General features: G+C 47.7%; 16 protein-coding genes. 5 read left to right on the forward strand and 11 right to left on the reverse strand.

Annotated features, from left to right (window positions below):
• Positions 1-69 precede the first annotated feature (69 nt).
• Together AB1757_05060 and AB1757_05065 are read left to right on the forward strand one after the other, a co-directional pair.
• Entirely contained in the window at positions 70-738 is a 669-nt protein-coding gene (locus tag AB1757_05060; protein MEW6126414.1) for a hypothetical protein, read from the forward strand.
• Positions 739-837: 99 nt separating this feature from the next.
• A complete protein-coding gene (locus AB1757_05065) occupies positions 838-1,539 on the forward strand; it encodes a hypothetical protein (GenBank protein ID MEW6126415.1) in 702 nt (233 codons plus the stop codon).
• A 222-nt stretch (positions 1,540-1,761) separates the two neighbouring features.
• On the opposite strand, the gene AB1757_05070 is transcribed toward AB1757_05065, so the two are convergent.
• From AB1757_05070 to AB1757_05085, 4 genes are all read right to left on the reverse strand, one after another.
• Positions 1,762-3,084, reverse strand: a complete 1,323-nt coding sequence (locus AB1757_05070) for an inositol-3-phosphate synthase (protein MEW6126416.1) — start codon at positions 3,082-3,084, stop codon at positions 1,762-1,764.
• Positions 3,085-3,319: 235 nt separating this feature from the next.
• Positions 3,320-4,147, reverse strand: a complete 828-nt coding sequence (locus tag AB1757_05075; protein ID MEW6126417.1) for a helix-turn-helix domain-containing protein — start codon at positions 4,145-4,147, stop codon at positions 3,320-3,322.
• A gap of 106 nt (positions 4,148-4,253) precedes the next feature.
• A complete protein-coding gene (locus AB1757_05080; protein MEW6126418.1) occupies positions 4,254-5,087 on the reverse strand; it encodes a glycerophosphodiester phosphodiesterase family protein in 834 nt (277 codons plus the stop codon).
• A 127-nt stretch (positions 5,088-5,214) separates the two neighbouring features.
• Positions 5,215-5,688, reverse strand: coding sequence for a Fur family transcriptional regulator (locus AB1757_05085; GenBank protein MEW6126419.1), 474 nt, complete (start codon positions 5,686-5,688; stop codon positions 5,215-5,217).
• Positions 5,689-5,821: 133 nt separating this feature from the next.
• Between AB1757_05085 and AB1757_05090 the strand changes: the two genes are divergently transcribed.
• Positions 5,822-6,283: a DUF4920 domain-containing protein gene (locus tag AB1757_05090; GenBank protein MEW6126420.1), complete on the forward strand. Its 462-nt coding sequence runs from the start codon at positions 5,822-5,824 to the stop codon at positions 6,281-6,283.
• Between the two features lie 62 nt (positions 6,284-6,345).
• On the opposite strand, the gene AB1757_05095 is transcribed toward AB1757_05090, so the two are convergent.
• Together AB1757_05095 and AB1757_05100 are read right to left on the reverse strand one after the other, a co-directional pair.
• A complete protein-coding gene (locus AB1757_05095) occupies positions 6,346-6,594 on the reverse strand; it encodes a cysteine-rich CWC family protein (protein ID MEW6126421.1) in 249 nt (82 codons plus the stop codon).
• A 282-nt stretch (positions 6,595-6,876) separates the two neighbouring features.
• On the reverse strand, positions 6,877-9,282 hold the full coding sequence (locus tag AB1757_05100; protein MEW6126422.1) for a TonB-dependent receptor: 2,406 nt from the start codon (positions 9,280-9,282) through the stop codon (positions 6,877-6,879).
• A 231-nt stretch (positions 9,283-9,513) separates the two neighbouring features.
• Between AB1757_05100 and AB1757_05105 the strand changes: the two genes are divergently transcribed.
• Both AB1757_05105 and AB1757_05110 read left to right on the forward strand, forming a co-directional pair.
• Positions 9,514-10,521 carry a PfkB family carbohydrate kinase gene (locus AB1757_05105; protein ID MEW6126423.1) on the forward strand — a complete coding sequence of 336 codons (1,008 nt, stop codon included), beginning with the start codon at positions 9,514-9,516 and terminating at the stop codon, positions 10,519-10,521.
• Positions 10,518-11,372, forward strand: coding sequence for a PPK2 family polyphosphate kinase (locus AB1757_05110; protein MEW6126424.1), 855 nt, complete (start codon positions 10,518-10,520; stop codon positions 11,370-11,372). The genes AB1757_05105 and AB1757_05110 overlap by 4 nt, the downstream gene beginning before the upstream one ends.
• Positions 11,373-11,451: 79 nt before the next feature.
• Here the strand turns inward: AB1757_05110 and AB1757_05115 are convergent, their stop codons facing one another.
• The 5 genes from AB1757_05115 to rpmE form a co-directional block, all read right to left on the reverse strand.
• On the reverse strand, positions 11,452-12,357 hold the full coding sequence (locus AB1757_05115) for an energy transducer TonB (GenBank protein MEW6126425.1): 906 nt from the start codon (positions 12,355-12,357) through the stop codon (positions 11,452-11,454).
• A 39-nt stretch (positions 12,358-12,396) separates the two neighbouring features.
• Positions 12,397-13,356 (reverse strand): peptide chain release factor N(5)-glutamine methyltransferase, encoded by a 960-nt coding sequence (gene prmC, locus AB1757_05120; protein MEW6126426.1) that lies wholly within the window; start codon positions 13,354-13,356, stop codon positions 12,397-12,399.
• Positions 13,357-13,466: 110 nt separating this feature from the next.
• Positions 13,467-14,549, reverse strand: coding sequence for a peptide chain release factor 1 (gene prfA, locus AB1757_05125; GenBank protein MEW6126427.1), 1,083 nt, complete (start codon positions 14,547-14,549; stop codon positions 13,467-13,469).
• A gap of 80 nt (positions 14,550-14,629) precedes the next feature.
• Complete coding sequence (locus tag AB1757_05130) at positions 14,630-15,691, reverse strand: DUF1385 domain-containing protein (GenBank protein ID MEW6126428.1); 1,062 nt, start codon at positions 15,689-15,691, stop codon at positions 14,630-14,632.
• Positions 15,692-15,844: 153 nt separating this feature from the next.
• Entirely contained in the window at positions 15,845-16,060 is a 216-nt protein-coding gene (rpmE, locus tag AB1757_05135) for a 50S ribosomal protein L31 (GenBank protein ID MEW6126429.1), read from the reverse strand.
• Between the last annotated feature and the right edge of the window lie 105 nt (positions 16,061-16,165).

Here is a 16,165-nt window from a genome sequence, read left to right on the forward strand (position 1 = left end):
AAATACGCCGAACTCGTTTGGCGATTTGGCGGTTGAATCATTATTCCGAAAAACCAAGGAGAGAATCTCATGTCAATTAACAACACCAGCATCATTAAACTCATTACGATTCCAACAGCCATTACGCTTGCCATCACGCTTTTGCGTTTGATTGGCGAATTGAATAACTGGACGCCTTTTCTGTTCAGCAAACAGGCGGGCGGCGGCGGCGCTTTGCTTGGCATTTCGTGGCTGCCGCCGATCTTCGGCATCTGGTTCGCGTACAAATTAATCAAAGCGAATGAGACGCCTGAGACGAGCAGCGGGCGGGTCATCTTGCACGCCATTGGCGGCATCGTGTTGTTTGCGGGCGGCGGCGCGTTAATGGCTGGACAAAGCCCCGAAAATTTCTCGCCCGTCAAAGCGTTTATCGGGGTTTTGCTATTCGTTGCCGCGACGGCGATTCAATTTCCGGCGTGGCGCAAATTCTTCAAAACCATTCTGGCGTATGGGTTCGCGGCGCGCGTTCCGGTTGCCATCGTGATGTTCATTGCGATTTATGGCAATTGGGGCACGCATTATGATGTCGCGCCGCCGAATTTTCCTGAAATGAGTTGGTTTAACAAGTACCTGTTAATCGGACTGATGCCGCAAATACTGTTGTGGATTCCATTCACTGTGCTGACCGGTTCACTCACCGCCGGCATCACTGCACTCGTGATGCAAAGAGGCAAAGCGACTGAAGCGGCGGAAGCGTAATAAGAAGCCCAAGCGTTTGCATTGCGCCTTGCTGACGCTTGGGCTTTTCAAATTAAAGAATCCTGATTGCCGTCACTGGCGAATTAGGAGGATGTTCAAATGAGTATAGGTAAAGAAAAATTAGCGCAGTCGGTCGGTAAATGTAATCTGTGTGGCGACCGATTCAATAAAAGAGTGATGAGCCGACACCTGCAATCGTGTCTGAAGAATGTGGTTACGGCGAATAAAAAAGCTTCGCCGACCAAAACCTTTCATATTGCGGTTGAAGGAAAGTATTTGCCCGAGTATTGGCTGCATCTGGAAATCCGCGCTGATGCGACGCTTGACGATTTGGATGAATTCCTCAGAGACCTCTGGTTGGAATGCTGCGGGCATCTGAGCGCCTTCACGATTGACGGCATACGCTACGATAAAATCGAAGATGATTTTGACCTGGGCTTCGGCTTTGAAAAATCGGCATCCATGAATATCGAAATCGGCAAGGTCTTTGCCAAAGGCGCGAAGATTGATTACGAATATGATTTCGGAACCACGACCGATTTAACCTTAAAGGTCATTCAGGAACGCGAGGGCAATTTGTCGAAACGTGAAGCAATTCGCATTTTGGCGCGCAATGATGAACCGATGATACCCTGTTATTTTTGTGGCGCACCCGCAAAAGCCGTCTGCTCATATTGTGTCTATGACCGCGAAGGCTGGCTTTGCAAAAAGTGCAAACGCAAGCATGAACATTATGATGATGACGTGTTTCTGCCGGTGTTGAATTCGCCGCGAACCGGACAATGTGGTTACGAAGGGTAAGTTTTTTCGGACTTTCTTTTGCAATCCATCGCCAAATAGTCGCTCATCGTATTGAGAGGTTGACCTGAGCTAACCAAAAATCTTCAACAGGTCGAGTTGACGTTTAAAATCGGCCAGAATAAAACTGCGCCGCCTATTCTCAAACGCAAAAATTAAAAAAGCCGTCGAGCGAATAACTCGACGGCTTTTCGTTTGGTTTGTCTACAACCTGTTACCTGTCACCTAATCGTAGTATTCAAGCCCAAGGTGGGTGATTAAATCTTCGCCTTTCAGATGACGCAAGGTGTTTTTCAATTTCATCAATTGAATGAACAGGTCGTGTTCGGGGTAAAGACCGGGCGCAGTCATCGGACTCTTGAAATAAAACGACAGCCATTCCTGAATGCCTTTCATTTTGGTGCGTTGCGCGAGGTCTAAAAACAACGCCAAGTCCAGAACAATCGGTGCCGCTAAAATTGAATCGCGGCACAGGAAATCGACCTTAATCTGCATCGGATAGCCGAGCCAGCCGAAAATATCGATGTTGTCCCAGCCTTCTTTGTTGTCGCCGCGCGGCGGGTAGTAATTGATGCGCACGATGTGGCTGAAATCTTTATAAAGCGTCGGGTAAACATCGGGCTGCAAGATGTATTCAAGCACCGAGAGTTTCGATTCCTCTTTGGTCTTGAACGATTCGGGGTCGTCCAACACTTCGCCGTCGCGGTTGCCTAAAATATTGGTCGAAAACCAGCCGTGCAGACCAAGCATTCGCGCTTTGAGTCCCGGCGCGATTAAGGTTTTCATCAAGGTCTGTCCGGTCTTGAAATCCTTGCCGCAAATCGCCACGCCGTTGTCGTTGGCGAGTTTCAAAATCGCCGGAATATCAACCGTCAGATTCGGAGCGCCGTTTGCAAACGGCACGCCGCTTTTGATTGCCGCATAAGCGTAAATCATCGACGGCGCAATCGCATCGCTATTTTCGCGCAAGGCTTTCTCGAACGATTCGAGGGTTTCGTGTTCGGCAGAGGGCTTCATAAAAACTTCTGTAGAAGCGCACCACACCAGCACCAGGCGGTCGCATTCGTTTTGGCGTTTGAATTCGGCAATGTCCGCCATTAACTGTTCGGCGAGTTCCATTTTGTTGGCGCCCTGTTTGATGTGCGTACCGTTCAGGCGTTTGACGTAGCGTTGGTCAAATACCGCTTTCATCGGTTTGACAGATTGCAGTTCAGGTTTGATTTGATTGATAAGGTCGCGTTCCAAAACGCCTGCATGCATTGCCGCTTCATAAGCATTTTCTTCAAAAATATCCCACGCGCCAAAGACCAAATCATTCAGCGCGGCAAGCGCCACGAAATCTTTAATCAAAGGCACGCGATTGTCTGTGCGTTTGCCGAGTCGAATGGTGCCCATTTGCGTGAGCGAACCAATGGGTTCGGCGAGTCCTTTTTTTATGGCTTCAACGCCTGCGATGAACGTAGTGCTCACCGCACCGAGTCCGACGAGCAACACACCAAGTTTGCCTTTCGGCTCTTGAACCTCTACGGTTGATTTATTGTTAGACATGAAAATTCCTTTCTTGAGATGCGTTCGGTCAACGCCTGAAATGTAGAACATCATTAGAGCAGATTTCCCTGCAAGAGTTTGCCGCGATGTTGCTCAGTTTTAGCGATGAGTTGCTATTTGGTGCTTCGTACTTGATGCTTTGTGCTTCGTGGTTGAGATTTTTTAACTTCTAAAAAAAATGCAGTGCATAGATTGATGCACTTGAAAACCAAGCCCCAAGTACAAAGTACAGTGTTTAATGACTCTCCCGATAAGAGCGTGGTGTTAATCCCGTAACCGATTTAAAAATTTTGGTGAAGTGGCTCTGGCTTTGATAGCCGACCATCGCAGCGATTTCGATGATGGGAATGGATGTTTCAGCGAGCAATTTGCGGGCGCGTTCGATGCGCAAGTTAGCAAGGTAGGCGTGCGGGGTCGCGCCGATGAGTTGTTTGAACAACCGGGCAAAATGAAATTCCGAAAGATAAGCGGCGGCGGCGATCTCTTCGAGCGCCAGTTCCCGCCCGAAATTGTCGTGCATAAATTCAATAGCGCGGCGTAAACGGCGATCAACCAACCCTGCGCGCGATAATTCAATCTGCGCCGATTTGCGAACCGTTAAATGTGAACGCAAGAGATGAATCACCAGTTGTCGCACTAAAGTTTCGAGCATCTCTTGATGCCCGATTTTTTCTTGAGCGATCTCGCCGGCGATTGAGCGCACGGTTGTTGTGATGGAGTCGTCTGTAACCAGGCTCGAATGAAAAACGATTTCTGCGGCATTGCGCGTGAGTCCAAGCTCTGTGACCAGTTCGTTAATTAATGTCGGGCTGATGCCGATGGAGACAAACTCAAATTCAGCGCCGCTTGCCGCGTGCGTTTGATGGGCATTGGTGAAGGTTGTTTGACCTCTGCCAAATGCAAAATGATTTTCGCCGATGGTGATTTGCATTCGCCCGGAAAGCAAGACCGTGACGGTGTAATAGGAATGCGAGTGCGCTTCAAATGTTGTTGGCTCAATGGCGGATGTATGGCGCACCGTAAAATGCGTTGCCGAAAATATTTTTTGAAACGCTTCAGTCATTACTCCAGGTAATTCATTTGTTGAAATGTTCAGTAATTTGCAGTCAAAGACTGCGGCTCAACACCATCTAATTTATGGTGATTGATGACATCTCCACAGATGCTTTCTACAATAACTCAATCAAACGATTCGGGTAATTGGTCATAATGGCATCAACTCCTGAAGCCATCATTTTTCGCAAAACCATTTTGCGATTGGCTGTCCACACCGAAACCGCAATGTGTTGTTCGTGCAAACTTTTGACCAATCGCCGTGTCGCCAGACTGTATTGCAAAGCTGCTTCGTCGGCTTTGATATGCCGAATCGTTTTAATAATCGAACGCCGCGTGGGAAGTCTATGGACAAGTGTTGCAAAGGTTGCAGCGGTGCGAATCTCCGGCGCAAGCCGTTTGGCTTCAGCGATGATTTGATGGTCGAATGAAAGCAAGGTGATAACCTTTTCCAATTTGTATGAGCGCACATCAGCGATGGTCGTTTCGAGTAAACGCTTTTTCGTTGCCGGTTCACCTTTGATTTCAACATAGATTCTTGGCAATCGCGCGGGCGCTAAAAGGCTGAGGGCATCTGCAAGTTTAACAACTCCTTCATCGGAAAAATCTATTTGAAAATTTAAATCGTTTAAAGTCGTTTCAACGATTTTACGTTTGCGCGGACGCAAAGCGAGTTGCCGCGTGAACCCATAACCGGCATTTAATTCGCAAAGTTCGGCGGCGGTGAAATTTGCAACCCGCCCGCGCCTGTTGGTCGTGCGGTTGATGGTGCGGTCATGCATGACCACCGGGATGCCATCGGCTGAAAGTTGTACATCGAGTTCAATGCCCTGAACGTCCATTGCGATTGCCAGGCGGAAAGCCGCAAGCGTGTTTTCGGGCGCAAACGCGGAAGCGCCACGGTGAGCGATGACCAGCGGTTGATGATTTTCGGAAACGATTTTGCGCATGTTGAAAAGTTTTTTGCACTCCTGAATTCAAGCGAAATCATAAGGCGGTCGAAGTCAACCAGCAAAACGAAAAGCTTGGATTACTGAGATAGAGAAAACTTTGCGGGAGTCATTGAAAAAAATCGTATCAGGCGCTTGCTTGATGCAGGGCTTTTTCCGTCGGTTTTTCGGCTTTTTGACAATCGGCGCAGATGCCGAAAATGCGATGGCTGTGACGCAACGGTTTGAATTTATAACGACGCACGATTGCATCCTGCAAGGCTTCAATTTGTTCATCATAAAATTCAATCAGTTTGCCACATTGTGTACAGATGAGGTGGTCGTGGTGTTTATGCTTGTATTCGTGTTCATAAAGCATGCGCCCGTCGTGGAATTCCAATTCACGCGCCAGTCCGCATTCGACAAAAAGTTTCAAGGTGCGATACACCGTAGTGAAGCCAACCGAGGGGTCTTGAATTTTGACGATATTATAGAGGTCTTCACTGGAAACATGCTTTTCGGTATCGAGAAAGACTTCCAGAATTAAATCGCGCTGCGCCGTGTGTTTTAATTTGGCGCGTTTCAGGTAATCGTGAAATATCCTGGTTTCTTCCCTGTCCATGTGCCTGTGGTTGATTATACACGCTAAATCCCGGCAAGCAAATTTTCGTTTGAGAGGCTTTGATATTTGCTTTTTCGGCAAGTCTTCAGGCTATAATTTCACTTTTCGTTCGCAAATTTTTTTAGAGGTGAATATGAAAAATAAAATTTTTAGTTGGTTAGCAATCGTTGCAATTGTCGTCGTTCCGGTTTTTGCTTTCAAAGCATCGGAAAAGCATTTCGGTGCGGCATTCAATAAAGATGCTAAAGTGGTCAAGCTCGCAGAGGTGACGGCAAACCCCGACAAATACAATGGCAAGACCGTCAAACTCAAAGGCAAAATCGCCGATGTCTGCCAGCGCGAAGGCTGCTGGCTGGTATTAACTGATGGTGAACGCACGGTGCGTGTGAATATGAAAGACCATGCGTTCGTGGTGCCCAAAGACAGTGGCAATAAAGAAGCGACTGTCGAAGGAATCATCGAAAAGAAAGAAATCAGCGAAGAGATGGCGCGTCATTACGCAGAAGAATCCGCTGGCAAAGTTGACCCTTCGACCATCAAAGGACCACAAGTGGTTATCTCGGTGGTGGCAACCGGGGTTCGCATCAGTCAGTAATTTTCAATTGCAAAACGGCGCGGTGAGCTATCATCGAATATCTGCCGCGCCGCTATACGAAGTTAGCTCTCTTCTAAAACCGTCTCGCCGGAAACCGCAGAATTTTTCGCAAAACCTTCCAGACATTGACGACATAAACAATCGTTAAATTGTTGGCGCATCTTTGCGCGCGTCGGCGTATCAAGTTTGACCTCCATACACCAACAGCCTGTAAGCCCTGCACCGCAAATAAAATTTTCGCCGCAGGACTGACAAGTCATCGGCTTGCGCAAACTTGGAATGAAGAAACTGGCTAATCGTCGCAATACCATTTGCTCTCTCTAAAAATCAACATTAATCAACCTGATTTTTATCAAGCCGGGATGGGAAGTGTCGAACCGTTTAGCATTTTTATCCGCATTTTTCATTTGTAAAAGGGGCAACCTTTGCACGCCTTACCTTTTTTAAATTTCTTACAACATTTCCTTTTTTTCATACTTCGTCTTTCAACCTCAAAATGACAAAGGCGCGACGACAGAGGCGAGAAAGCCGCCGCGCCTTTGTTGTTAAATCAACCACACAAGGTTGAGGAGAAAATTTGCTGTCTCATCATCTTAAAAGCGAAACTTCAAACCGGCCTGAATTAGTCGCGGGCTGCTCGGCAAAATACCTCGCGAGCGATCAACGATGTAGAGTTTGTCGGCAAGATTTTTTGCCGTAACAAAAAAGGTTGTGCGCCACGATTCAACATTATAATTCGCCGTCGCATTTAAAACCGTGTAACCCGGAAGCAATCCGCGTTGCCCATCAGCCGTCGGATTAATGGTATTCAAATCATCACCGAATTGCCGGTTTACACGAACTGCTTCGATGAAGGTATTCAAGCCAACAGGCGATGAATAACCAACAGTGAAATTCAACAGGTGTTCCGGCGCATACGGCAGACGGTTGTCGGTAATGAGAACATTGGTAAAGCCGGAAACATTACTGAAACGTCTGCCGGTAAATTTGGCTGTCGGCAGAAAGGTATAGGCTGAACTGAGAAAAATGTTGTGGCGGGATTTCAATATCGTCCCGGTGTCAAGGCGTGTCGAAAATTCAAACCCTTGGTGCAAGGTTTCTCCGGCGTTTGTAAGCGCCGCACCAACCCCACCTGCCAGGCTTGCCGGAATGATTTGATTTTCATAATCCATTCTGAAAAACGTCGCTTCAAGGCGCACACCTTGATGGAGTAAACCGCGAACTCCAACTTCATAATTCCAACTGAGTTCAGGGTCGAGGTCTATGCTGCCGCCTGTGGTGTTATTGATAATGTCTTCGGTGCGGGGCGGCGCAAATCCGCGATGCACACCCGCAAATAAGGTGACACTGGATTTCGGATTGTATGAGACGCCGATGCCCGGAACCAATTGCGTCAAATCGGTTCTACCACTGATGCCTGCTCCACTGTTGGCAAGGCGATTCAGGCGTTGGTAATTGATGTGTTCAACGCGCACACCCGGCGTGATGGTGACATTGCCGAGGAAAAAACGATTTTGGATGAACCCTGAATACGCCTGATTTTTGCGCTGGTTGTTTTCGACCAACACGCCTGAACGAGCCGTCGGGGTATCGCCGTTTTGCTGTTGACGTTCCTGACGCTCAACGTGCAGCCGGAATCCAAAATCCGCGTCGTTGTTGATTCCAAACAGGCGGAAATTGGCGCGGAATTTCGGCTCCAATCCCCAGACATAATAATCGCGCAGTCGTCCTTCGTTGCCGCAGGTGGTGTTGAGGTTTTGCATGCCGCCGCATTTCGGGTCGGCTGCGTCATTGGGGCGTTGACCGGAATTGCTTGATTGTCGCCACCAGTCTCGATGGAAAACGGAAGTGTACAAATTGGTGGTCAGCGCCAATGCGTTATTGAAGATCAAGGAGTGGGTTGCCGAAGCGCCGAAGCGGTCACCGTAGAAGAAATCATTTTTAAAGGGATTTTGTCGCGGGCTTGCGAGATATTCGCTGAGACGTAAACCTGAGTAAGTGACGTTGGAATCTTCGCCATAATAGTTGGCTTTGAGTGTCAGGGCTTGTCGAGAACCAATGCCAATGAGTGACTTGAAATTAAAATCATTCAAATCGGAATGGGTGTTTTCACGCGCTCCGTCTCCCTGTTTGCGTGTGTAATCAAACAGCAATCCAATCCCTTTCCAAGTTCCACCATATCCGAAATGTCCATTGAAATAATCGCGATTGCCACCAATCAGGGTGATTTGACCGGATGGTTTGGTGGGTGGGTTGGGCGTGACGTAGTTAATCACCCCGCCGACCGTAACCGGTCCGTAGGCAATTTGTCCTGAACCTTTCAAAATTTCGATACTCTCGAAGCGGTCAATTGGCGGGTGATAGTAGGACGCATTATCGCCATACGGCGCATAAGTGAGTGGGATACCGTCTTCCAGGAGTAAAACTTTGGATGAACGGGTCGGATTCAAGCCGCGAATACCGATGTTTGGACGAAGCCCGAAGCCTTCTTCATCGCGCACTGTAATCCCTGAGACTTTGCGCAAGGCTTCGGAAAAAGTGAAAACGCGACTTTCTTCTAAAAGTTTTTGATCAAGGAGTTCAATTGAACCCGGAGTGCGTTCGACAATTTCAGGAGTTTCAGCCAGGCGACCACTCTTAATCGCGATTTCTTCAGCAATCGCCGCAGGTTGAAGTTCAATCTTGAGATTATCCGGTTGTCCCGAAACCAAATGTACCGGACGGGTTAAGGCAGAAAATCCTTGCAAATTAACGCTCAAATCATAATCGCCTTCGATTAATTGGTCGAAAGCAAAGCTGCCGGTTTCATCGGTTTTCGTAATGCGCTCAAACCCGGTTGCCGGCTGACGCAAGCGTACCAGGCTACCTGAAACGACGGCACCGCTTTGATCTTGAACCTGACCTTTTAACGTAAGCCAACTATTTTGGGCAAAGCCGGAAAGAGACAAACTGGTAATTAACAAGAGAGTGATGGGAATGGAAAAAAGAGCTTTTTTCATAGATACTCCGCTAAATTAATGTAAATTCTTGTATGAAATTGAAAACGATTTTCAATTGCGAATTGCAGTATATGGCGACGGAGAACGGGTGTCAATGATTTTATGCGCTCAGTGGAATTTATTTGAAGGAGGGGTCGTCCGGGAGATTTGAAACCAATATGAGAATCGATTCATCGGGGTCTTGGCAGAATTGCCCAGACTCAGCATAATTGCGCCGGACATCGATAAACTATGCGAATGACGATTCTCGAATTTGCCCCGTGTGTGGACTGGATTTGTCACTTTCAACGTGATGCGGAAGAAGGTTACGCCGTTGGCGACGGAGAAAAATTCACCATTCACTCAGGCGCAAAGCTCAGACCTCGGGTTGCAAGTATTTACGCGGGCGGCAAAGCGACGAATGTTGCGCGGGTGATAGATCGTTTATTGAGCGATAAGGATGCAGTTGACATCGAATTGATGGTTTTTCGTCCTGATTCCCCCGAAGGTAACTATCTCCACGAACTACAGAGCCAGGCTCTCAAACGTGTTCGCTTGCGACCCGTTATCATTGCAGCTCAGGCGCGTTTGTGCATGGATTTATTTGATCCCACAACGCCGCCTGATAACCGTGTGGCATTTAATATCAGCCCGCGTGCCTGGTGGGGCGGTGCTTCGCTTGAACGTGCTTTGGATTTCGCTTCGCAAATTTCAACCGATTTATTGTTGCTTGCCGGTAATCCGCCGGTGCTTGAAACGACAGGGGAACTGGCAACGGACTTATACGCAAAGATAATTGAAAGCGTCCGACCACAGGTGAAAACGATTTCGCTTGATACTGAAAAACAATCGTTACTGACTTGTCTACAGGGGGCTGCAAAACCTGATGTCATAAAAATCAATGCGAAAGAGTATAGCTGGATTGATGAAAAGATGTGGGATGATTTTGACAAGACCTTGATGGTCACGCAGGAAACCGGCTGCTGGGTGCGGGAAAATAATCAACCTGCGTTGCCGCTTGCGGGGGCAAAGGTTGACTGCCTGTATTCAACCGTTGGTGCAGGCGATGCAGTTCACGCAGGTTTTACGCTTGCGCGATGGGTGCGCGGGTTTGATACTTTGCGGGCGGCGCGTTTCGGACAAGCAGTTGCCGCTGCCGTAGTCAACTCTGTAAGTGGCACACGCGATATTGATATTCACCTCGTAGAAAAATTTTTTATCGAGTTGGAAAACCCAGTGAAAAGGAGTGACCTTGAATGAAATTATCAATAAAAGTAAAGCCGGGAAGTAAAGTGAAACTAAATAAAATTAACCCGGATGATACTTTTGGAATTACGGAAGCACGGGCTATTGAACGATTGGATAAAATAACCGATGAACTCGGAGAACTTCAGGAATTGCTTTACGCAGCGGGGCAAAATGCTGTGTTGATTATTCTTCAAGGTATGGACAGCAGCGGCAAAGACGGCACCTTGAAAAAGGTGATGGATGATGTAAACCCGCTAGGTTGTCGCGTCGAATCATTCAAGGTGCCGACGAGCGAAGAACTCGCCCATGATTTTCTCTGGCGGGTTCATAAAGTCACACCGCCCAAAGGCATGATTACGATTTTCAACCGCTCGCATTATGAGGATGTGCTGGTGGTTCGTGTTCATAAACTGGTTTCCAAGCGCAACTGGCGAGCGCGTTACCGTTACATTAATGAATTTGAACGCTTGCTCGCCGATAACAATACCATTGTTTTGAAGTTCTTTCTGCACATCAGCAATGAAGAACAACAAAAACGTTTGGAAGCGCGTGAACTGGAAACCAAAAAAGCCTGGAAACTTTCAGCCGGTGATTGGCGCGAACGCCAGTTGTGGGATGATTATCAAAAAGCCTACGAAGACGCTTTGACCAAATGTTCAACCGAAAAAACTCCCTGGTACATCATTCCGGCAAATAAAAAATGGTTTCGCAACCTTGCGGTGGGCGAAGCCATTGTTCGCGCGCTCAGACCTTATCGCAAAAAATGGGAAAAATCGTTAAGCAAACTCGCGGAAACCAAACTTGCAGAACTCCAAACAATGCGAGCCAAAGACAAAGCGGCAACGAAGATACCTGAAGCATAAATTTTGCGATGAGACGCACCAGGCAAATCTTTAAATCTTTGTATGACCTGACAGGTACTCAATTGGGATGCAATGAAGTTTAATTTTGATTTATCCGACGAAAGTTGTAGCGAATCAGGGCGCGAACATTTATTGCCTGATGGTTGCGGGTTGCCGGTTTGAATTTCAGTTGACGGATGGCACGAATTGCCGATTCTTCCAAGCCAAACCCTGCCCAGCGAATTATTTGAATTTCACCGATTTCACCGCTGGCGCGAAAGACTACGCGCGCTTCAACCGTGGCATTGAGGTCTGCGCGGTCAGCCTCCTGGGTGAATTCAGGTTTCACCCGGTTCAAAAACTCCGGAGGCTTGAAATCGGCTTCTGTAGCCGGTTCGGTGGCAGGCAAATCTTCGGCAATCTCACTTTCCGATACCGCTGAGGTTTCCTGAACACGGCGAAAGGCAATCAACTTTTCAAGATAAATCCCAACCTGCTGGCTGAGTGTTTGCAGGGCGGCATTTTGCGCGTCGATTTTTTTTGCCGCCTTTTCCAAAATGAAATCGAATAATGTCAGCCCGCCGCTTCGCGCATCAATCACCATTATGCCAATAAAGGTTTCTTCATGGGTTTCACCGGCGCGTTCGCTGCGCGTCGCCGAATCGGTTTTACCGACGATAAAAAAATCGCAACCGATAGCCGCGCCCAAGTGTTTCGCAGTTTCAATATCAAGATTGATCGAGCCATCATAGCCGAAGGCTTTGAGCGCCGGTTTGCTTTGCGTTTCATCCAACAACTTGACCCGCTCATCGTGCTTGAGCGCATCACTCAAAGTGCTTTCAACCGCTTGCGTTGAAGCGCCAATGAAACCAACAACGGCGACACGAAACGGGTGACTGGATTGGGTTTCAGGGTTGAGGGGGGAAATTGAAGTCGCGGTCGCAAAATAATTCTGAAAGATTAGAAATGCTACGAGACAAAGCGAAAGAATAAAGATTTTCTTCATTGAATTAATCATCATCCTTCAATAAGTTCACAAAGCATTCTAAACCATTTTGCGAATCGTTAAAGTGCGCGGGATGCCTTGCAGGTCGTTAATAACATTTACAAGTTGCCAATTTGAAAAATTTTTCAATAGCTGATTGATGGGTTCATATTGTGCGCAGCCGATTTCGCAAACCAGAAAGCCACCCGGTTTCAAGTAGCGGGGACTTTCTTCAAGCAAGCGCCGGTAAAACCTCAGTCCATTTTCATCGGCAAATAAGGCAGTGTGTGGCTCATAGTCGCGCACTTCGCGCTGGAGAGTCGGTAAATCTTTTAGCGGCACGTAAGGCGGATTTGAAGCAATCAAATCAAGAGAATTTTCCAGATTGCGACCGGCAAGCGGCGCAAATAAATCGCCTTCAAGAAATTCAATGCGCGAGGCGACTTGATGATGCGCGGCATTTTCCCTTGCAATCTGAAGCGCGGCTTCGGAAATATCAATGGCAAACACCCGCGCATTTTTTAAGCAATAGGCAAGCGTCACCGCAATGCAACCGGAGCCAGTACCGATGTCGGCAAATAACCATTCCTGGTTTAGAAGCGATGCGTGATGCGTGATGCGTGATGAACTTTCGTCTGATGGATGAGCTTTGGCGAGTTTGATAATTTGCTCAACTAAAAATTCGGTCTCCGGTCGCGGAATCAAAACATCGGGCGTGACTTTGAAATCCAAGCCATAAAATTCCTGATGCCCGGTGATGTATTGCAGTGGTTCGCCCGTAGCGCGGCGCTCGATTAATTTAAGGAATGCCTGATAATCACTTTCTTCTAACGCTTCATTGGATTTGATAAGCAATTGCGTGCGGTCAATATTGAGAAGATGACAAAGCAATAAATTGGCGGTGAGACGTTCATCACCAACACCTGCATCGTGCAGAATTTGAGTGGCTTGTGAAACAGCTTGAGAAATTTTTCGATGATAGGCTGTGGATTGCGGATTTTTGCTCGCAGCATCTCGCATCGTTTTTCAGTCTGAGAAATTGGATTGCAGATTTAACGAAGTAAAGAATCATCCTCATTGATTAAATCATTTTTTCAATCCGCAATCCGCATTCTACAATCCGCAATTCGTTAAGCGGCGGCTTCTTCGGTTTGGGCTTTGAGTTTTTCGGCTTGAAAGTGCGCCACCAGGGCATCGATCAAATCGCCAATTGCGCCTTCCATAAACAAATCCAACTGATGCACGGTGTAGCCGATGCGATGGTCTGAAACACGATTGTCTTTGAAATTATAGGTGCGAATTTTTTCCGAGCGGTCGCCGGAACCGACCATCGACCGTCGTTCGCTGGCAATCGCTTCGTGCTGTTTCGCCTGTTCCATCTCAAGCAAGCGCGAACGCAGCACGCGCATCGCTTTTTCACGATTTTTGATTTGCGATTTTTCGTCCTGCATCGAAACCACCGTGTTAGTCGGCAGATGGGTTAAACGCACCGCCGAATAAGTGGTATTCACCGACTGCCCGCCGGGACCCGACGAACAAAAGGTATCAATGCGCAAATCCTTAGGATCAATTTTAATATCAACCTCTTCGGCTTCCGGGAGTACCGCAACCGTAACGGCTGAGGTGTGAATGCGCCCAGAGGCTTCGGTTTGCGGCACCCGCTGCACGCGATGGACGCCCGATTCGTGTTTGAGTTTCGAGAAAACCTTATCGCCTTCGATAAGGAGAATCGCTTCTTTGTAACCGCCGATGCCAGATTCTGAAGCTTCGAGCAGTTGCACGCGCCAGTTCTGACGTTCGGCATAGCGCGTGTACATGCGGGCAATTTCTGCGGCAAACAGTGTCGCTTCGTCGCCGCCCGTGCCCGCGCGAATTTCCAAAATGACGTTCTTTTCATCGTTCGGGTCTTTGGGCAATAACAACACTTTGAGTTCGGCTTCAACCTGTGGTAACCGCGCTTCAAGTTCAGCGAGTTCAGCCTGCGCCAGTTCACGCATCTCTTCATCGGCTTCGAGTTCAACTAATTCTCTCGTATCGTTGATGCCTTTTTCGATAGCTTTGAACTCACGGAATTTGGCGACGATTTCTTCGAGGTCGCGGTGTTGTTTAGCAACTTTGGCGTACTTCGACTGATCCGCCAATAATTCCGGGTCGCTCAGTTGCATGGTTAATTCTTCGTATTTGGTTTCAATAGCTGCAAGTTTGTCTAACATAAATCCTCAGTCGTCAGAAGCCGGTAGTCGGTAGTCGGTTTGATTATCCTCCGACTACTGACTACCGGCTTCTGACTACCTCAAATAGTAGGTTCCAGTTTCAATGCCTCTTTGAGCGAATAAATTGCAACTTCGAGTTGTTTATCATCGGGTTCTTTGGTCGTAATGTTTTGCAACCAGATGCCCGGTCGGGTGATGACCGAAAAGAACCATTGCATTTTGCTCTTTGCCGAAGCGCGAATGATTTCGTAAGAGATGCCTGCAATTACCGGCATCAGGGCGATGCGCACGAGAAAGTTCAAAAACAATGAATCGAATTTGACGACCGAAAAAGCGACGATGGAAACCATCATCACGACCATCAGAAAACTGGTGCCACAACGCGGATGTTGACGCGGTTGACGACGCGCATTGGCAACCGTCAATTCTTCGCCCGATTCCCAGTTGAAAACCACTTTGTGTTCCGCGCCGTGATATTCAAAAACTCTACGAATATCGCGCAACAATGAGAAACTGGTAATCATAACCAGAAAGAACGTCATGCGAATCAAGCCGTCAACCAGATTGAAAGCGACGGATGGGGTGACCGGATGCATCGCTGCGCGTATCCACGCCCAGGCATTGGCGTACCAGGCGCCGCTTTCTGATGCGGCGTTAATCGTGCCGCCGCCGAAATAAACGAACAGCGCGTTGGTCAGCAACAAAGGCAATACGATGAACAAGAAGATGTTGAAAATAATCGCAAAAATCATTGAACCAATGGCTGAACCCGTAGAGGTCTTTTTCACTTCTTTAACGGCTGTTGTCGTGGCGACAGCAATGCCGGTGGTTGATTGAATAGCCGGCGTTGCAAGAGTTGCCTCTTTGGCTTCGGTTTCGCCGCTGGCTTCGTGAAAGGCGATGTTGGCTGAATAATTCAAGGTCTTGATACCCAAAATCATGGATTGAATCAACACCGCTGCGCCGCGCAACACAGGAAGTTTCAATAGCGGATATTTATCTGAAAGCACCGGCAGGCGTTCGGCTTTTGAAACGATTTGTCCATCGGGACGACGCACGGCAACCGCATAGGCATGCGGCGCGCGCATCATGACGCCTTCAATAACCGCCTGACCGCCAACAATAATCTCTTCGTCTTTCATAAAATAGGAACCTCCTTGCTGTAAAGTGTAACGCAATTGTCCAAAGGTGTGGACAAAAAAATATCGGTAGCCGCTAAATCACCGCCGATTATCAATACATGTATTGAAGGCTGACGACGAATTGCCGACTACCGATATTAAATTGTTAATTGGTTAAGCTTCGGCTTGTTGTTTACGGCCGTACTTGCGGTTAAAACGTTCAACGCGACCTGCGGTGTCAACGAGTTTTTGCTTGCCGGTGAAGAACGGATGGCAATTGGAGCAAATTTCCAGACGAATCTCAGGTTTGACTGAGCGCGTCTTCCAATTCGCGCCACACGCGCAATGCACGTCGCATTCGACATATTTCGGATGAATTTCTGGTTTCATTAGTTTTTATATGCTCCCGTTGTTAATTTAGCCTTATTATATAGTTCCTGTCAAAATTTGCCTTTTACAGAAAGAATTGATAATACGGATTAGAGAAGCTTCGTG

Source organism: Acidobacteriota bacterium (genome assembly GCA_040754075.1).
In the GTDB taxonomy this organism is placed as follows: domain Bacteria; phylum Acidobacteriota; class Blastocatellia; order UBA7656; family UBA7656; genus JBFMDH01.

What these genes read in the sequence shown, in the direction of transcription:
- AB1757_05060 (MEW6126414.1), top strand. Translation starts at nt 70, where the DNA reads ATGTCAATTAACAACACCAGCATCATTAAACTCATTACGATTCCAACA.
- AB1757_05065 (MEW6126415.1), top strand. Translation starts at nt 838, where the DNA reads ATGAGTATAGGTAAAGAAAAATTAGCGCAGTCGGTCGGTAAATGTAAT.
- AB1757_05070 (MEW6126416.1), bottom strand. Translation starts at nt 3,084, where the DNA reads ATGTCTAACAATAAATCAACCGTAGAGGTTCAAGAGCCGAAAGGCAAA.
- AB1757_05075 (MEW6126417.1), bottom strand. Translation starts at nt 4,147, where the DNA reads ATGACTGAAGCGTTTCAAAAAATATTTTCGGCAACGCATTTTACGGTG.
- AB1757_05080 (MEW6126418.1), bottom strand. Translation starts at nt 5,087, where the DNA reads ATGCGCAAAATCGTTTCCGAAAATCATCAACCGCTGGTCATCGCTCAC.
- AB1757_05085 (MEW6126419.1), bottom strand. Translation starts at nt 5,688, where the DNA reads ATGGACAGGGAAGAAACCAGGATATTTCACGATTACCTGAAACGCGCC.
- AB1757_05090 (MEW6126420.1), top strand. Translation starts at nt 5,822, where the DNA reads ATGAAAAATAAAATTTTTAGTTGGTTAGCAATCGTTGCAATTGTCGTC.
- AB1757_05095 (MEW6126421.1), bottom strand. Translation starts at nt 6,594, where the DNA reads ATGGTATTGCGACGATTAGCCAGTTTCTTCATTCCAAGTTTGCGCAAG.
- AB1757_05100 (MEW6126422.1), bottom strand. Translation starts at nt 9,282, where the DNA reads ATGAAAAAAGCTCTTTTTTCCATTCCCATCACTCTCTTGTTAATTACC.
- AB1757_05105 (MEW6126423.1), top strand. Translation starts at nt 9,514, where the DNA reads ATGCGAATGACGATTCTCGAATTTGCCCCGTGTGTGGACTGGATTTGT.
- AB1757_05110 (MEW6126424.1), top strand. Translation starts at nt 10,518, where the DNA reads ATGAAATTATCAATAAAAGTAAAGCCGGGAAGTAAAGTGAAACTAAAT.
- AB1757_05115 (MEW6126425.1), bottom strand. Translation starts at nt 12,357, where the DNA reads ATGAAGAAAATCTTTATTCTTTCGCTTTGTCTCGTAGCATTTCTAATC.
- prmC (MEW6126426.1), bottom strand. Translation starts at nt 13,356, where the DNA reads ATGCGAGATGCTGCGAGCAAAAATCCGCAATCCACAGCCTATCATCGA.
- prfA (MEW6126427.1), bottom strand. Translation starts at nt 14,549, where the DNA reads ATGTTAGACAAACTTGCAGCTATTGAAACCAAATACGAAGAATTAACC.
- AB1757_05130 (MEW6126428.1), bottom strand. Translation starts at nt 15,691, where the DNA reads ATGAAAGACGAAGAGATTATTGTTGGCGGTCAGGCGGTTATTGAAGGC.
- rpmE (MEW6126429.1), bottom strand. Translation starts at nt 16,060, where the DNA reads ATGAAACCAGAAATTCATCCGAAATATGTCGAATGCGACGTGCATTGC.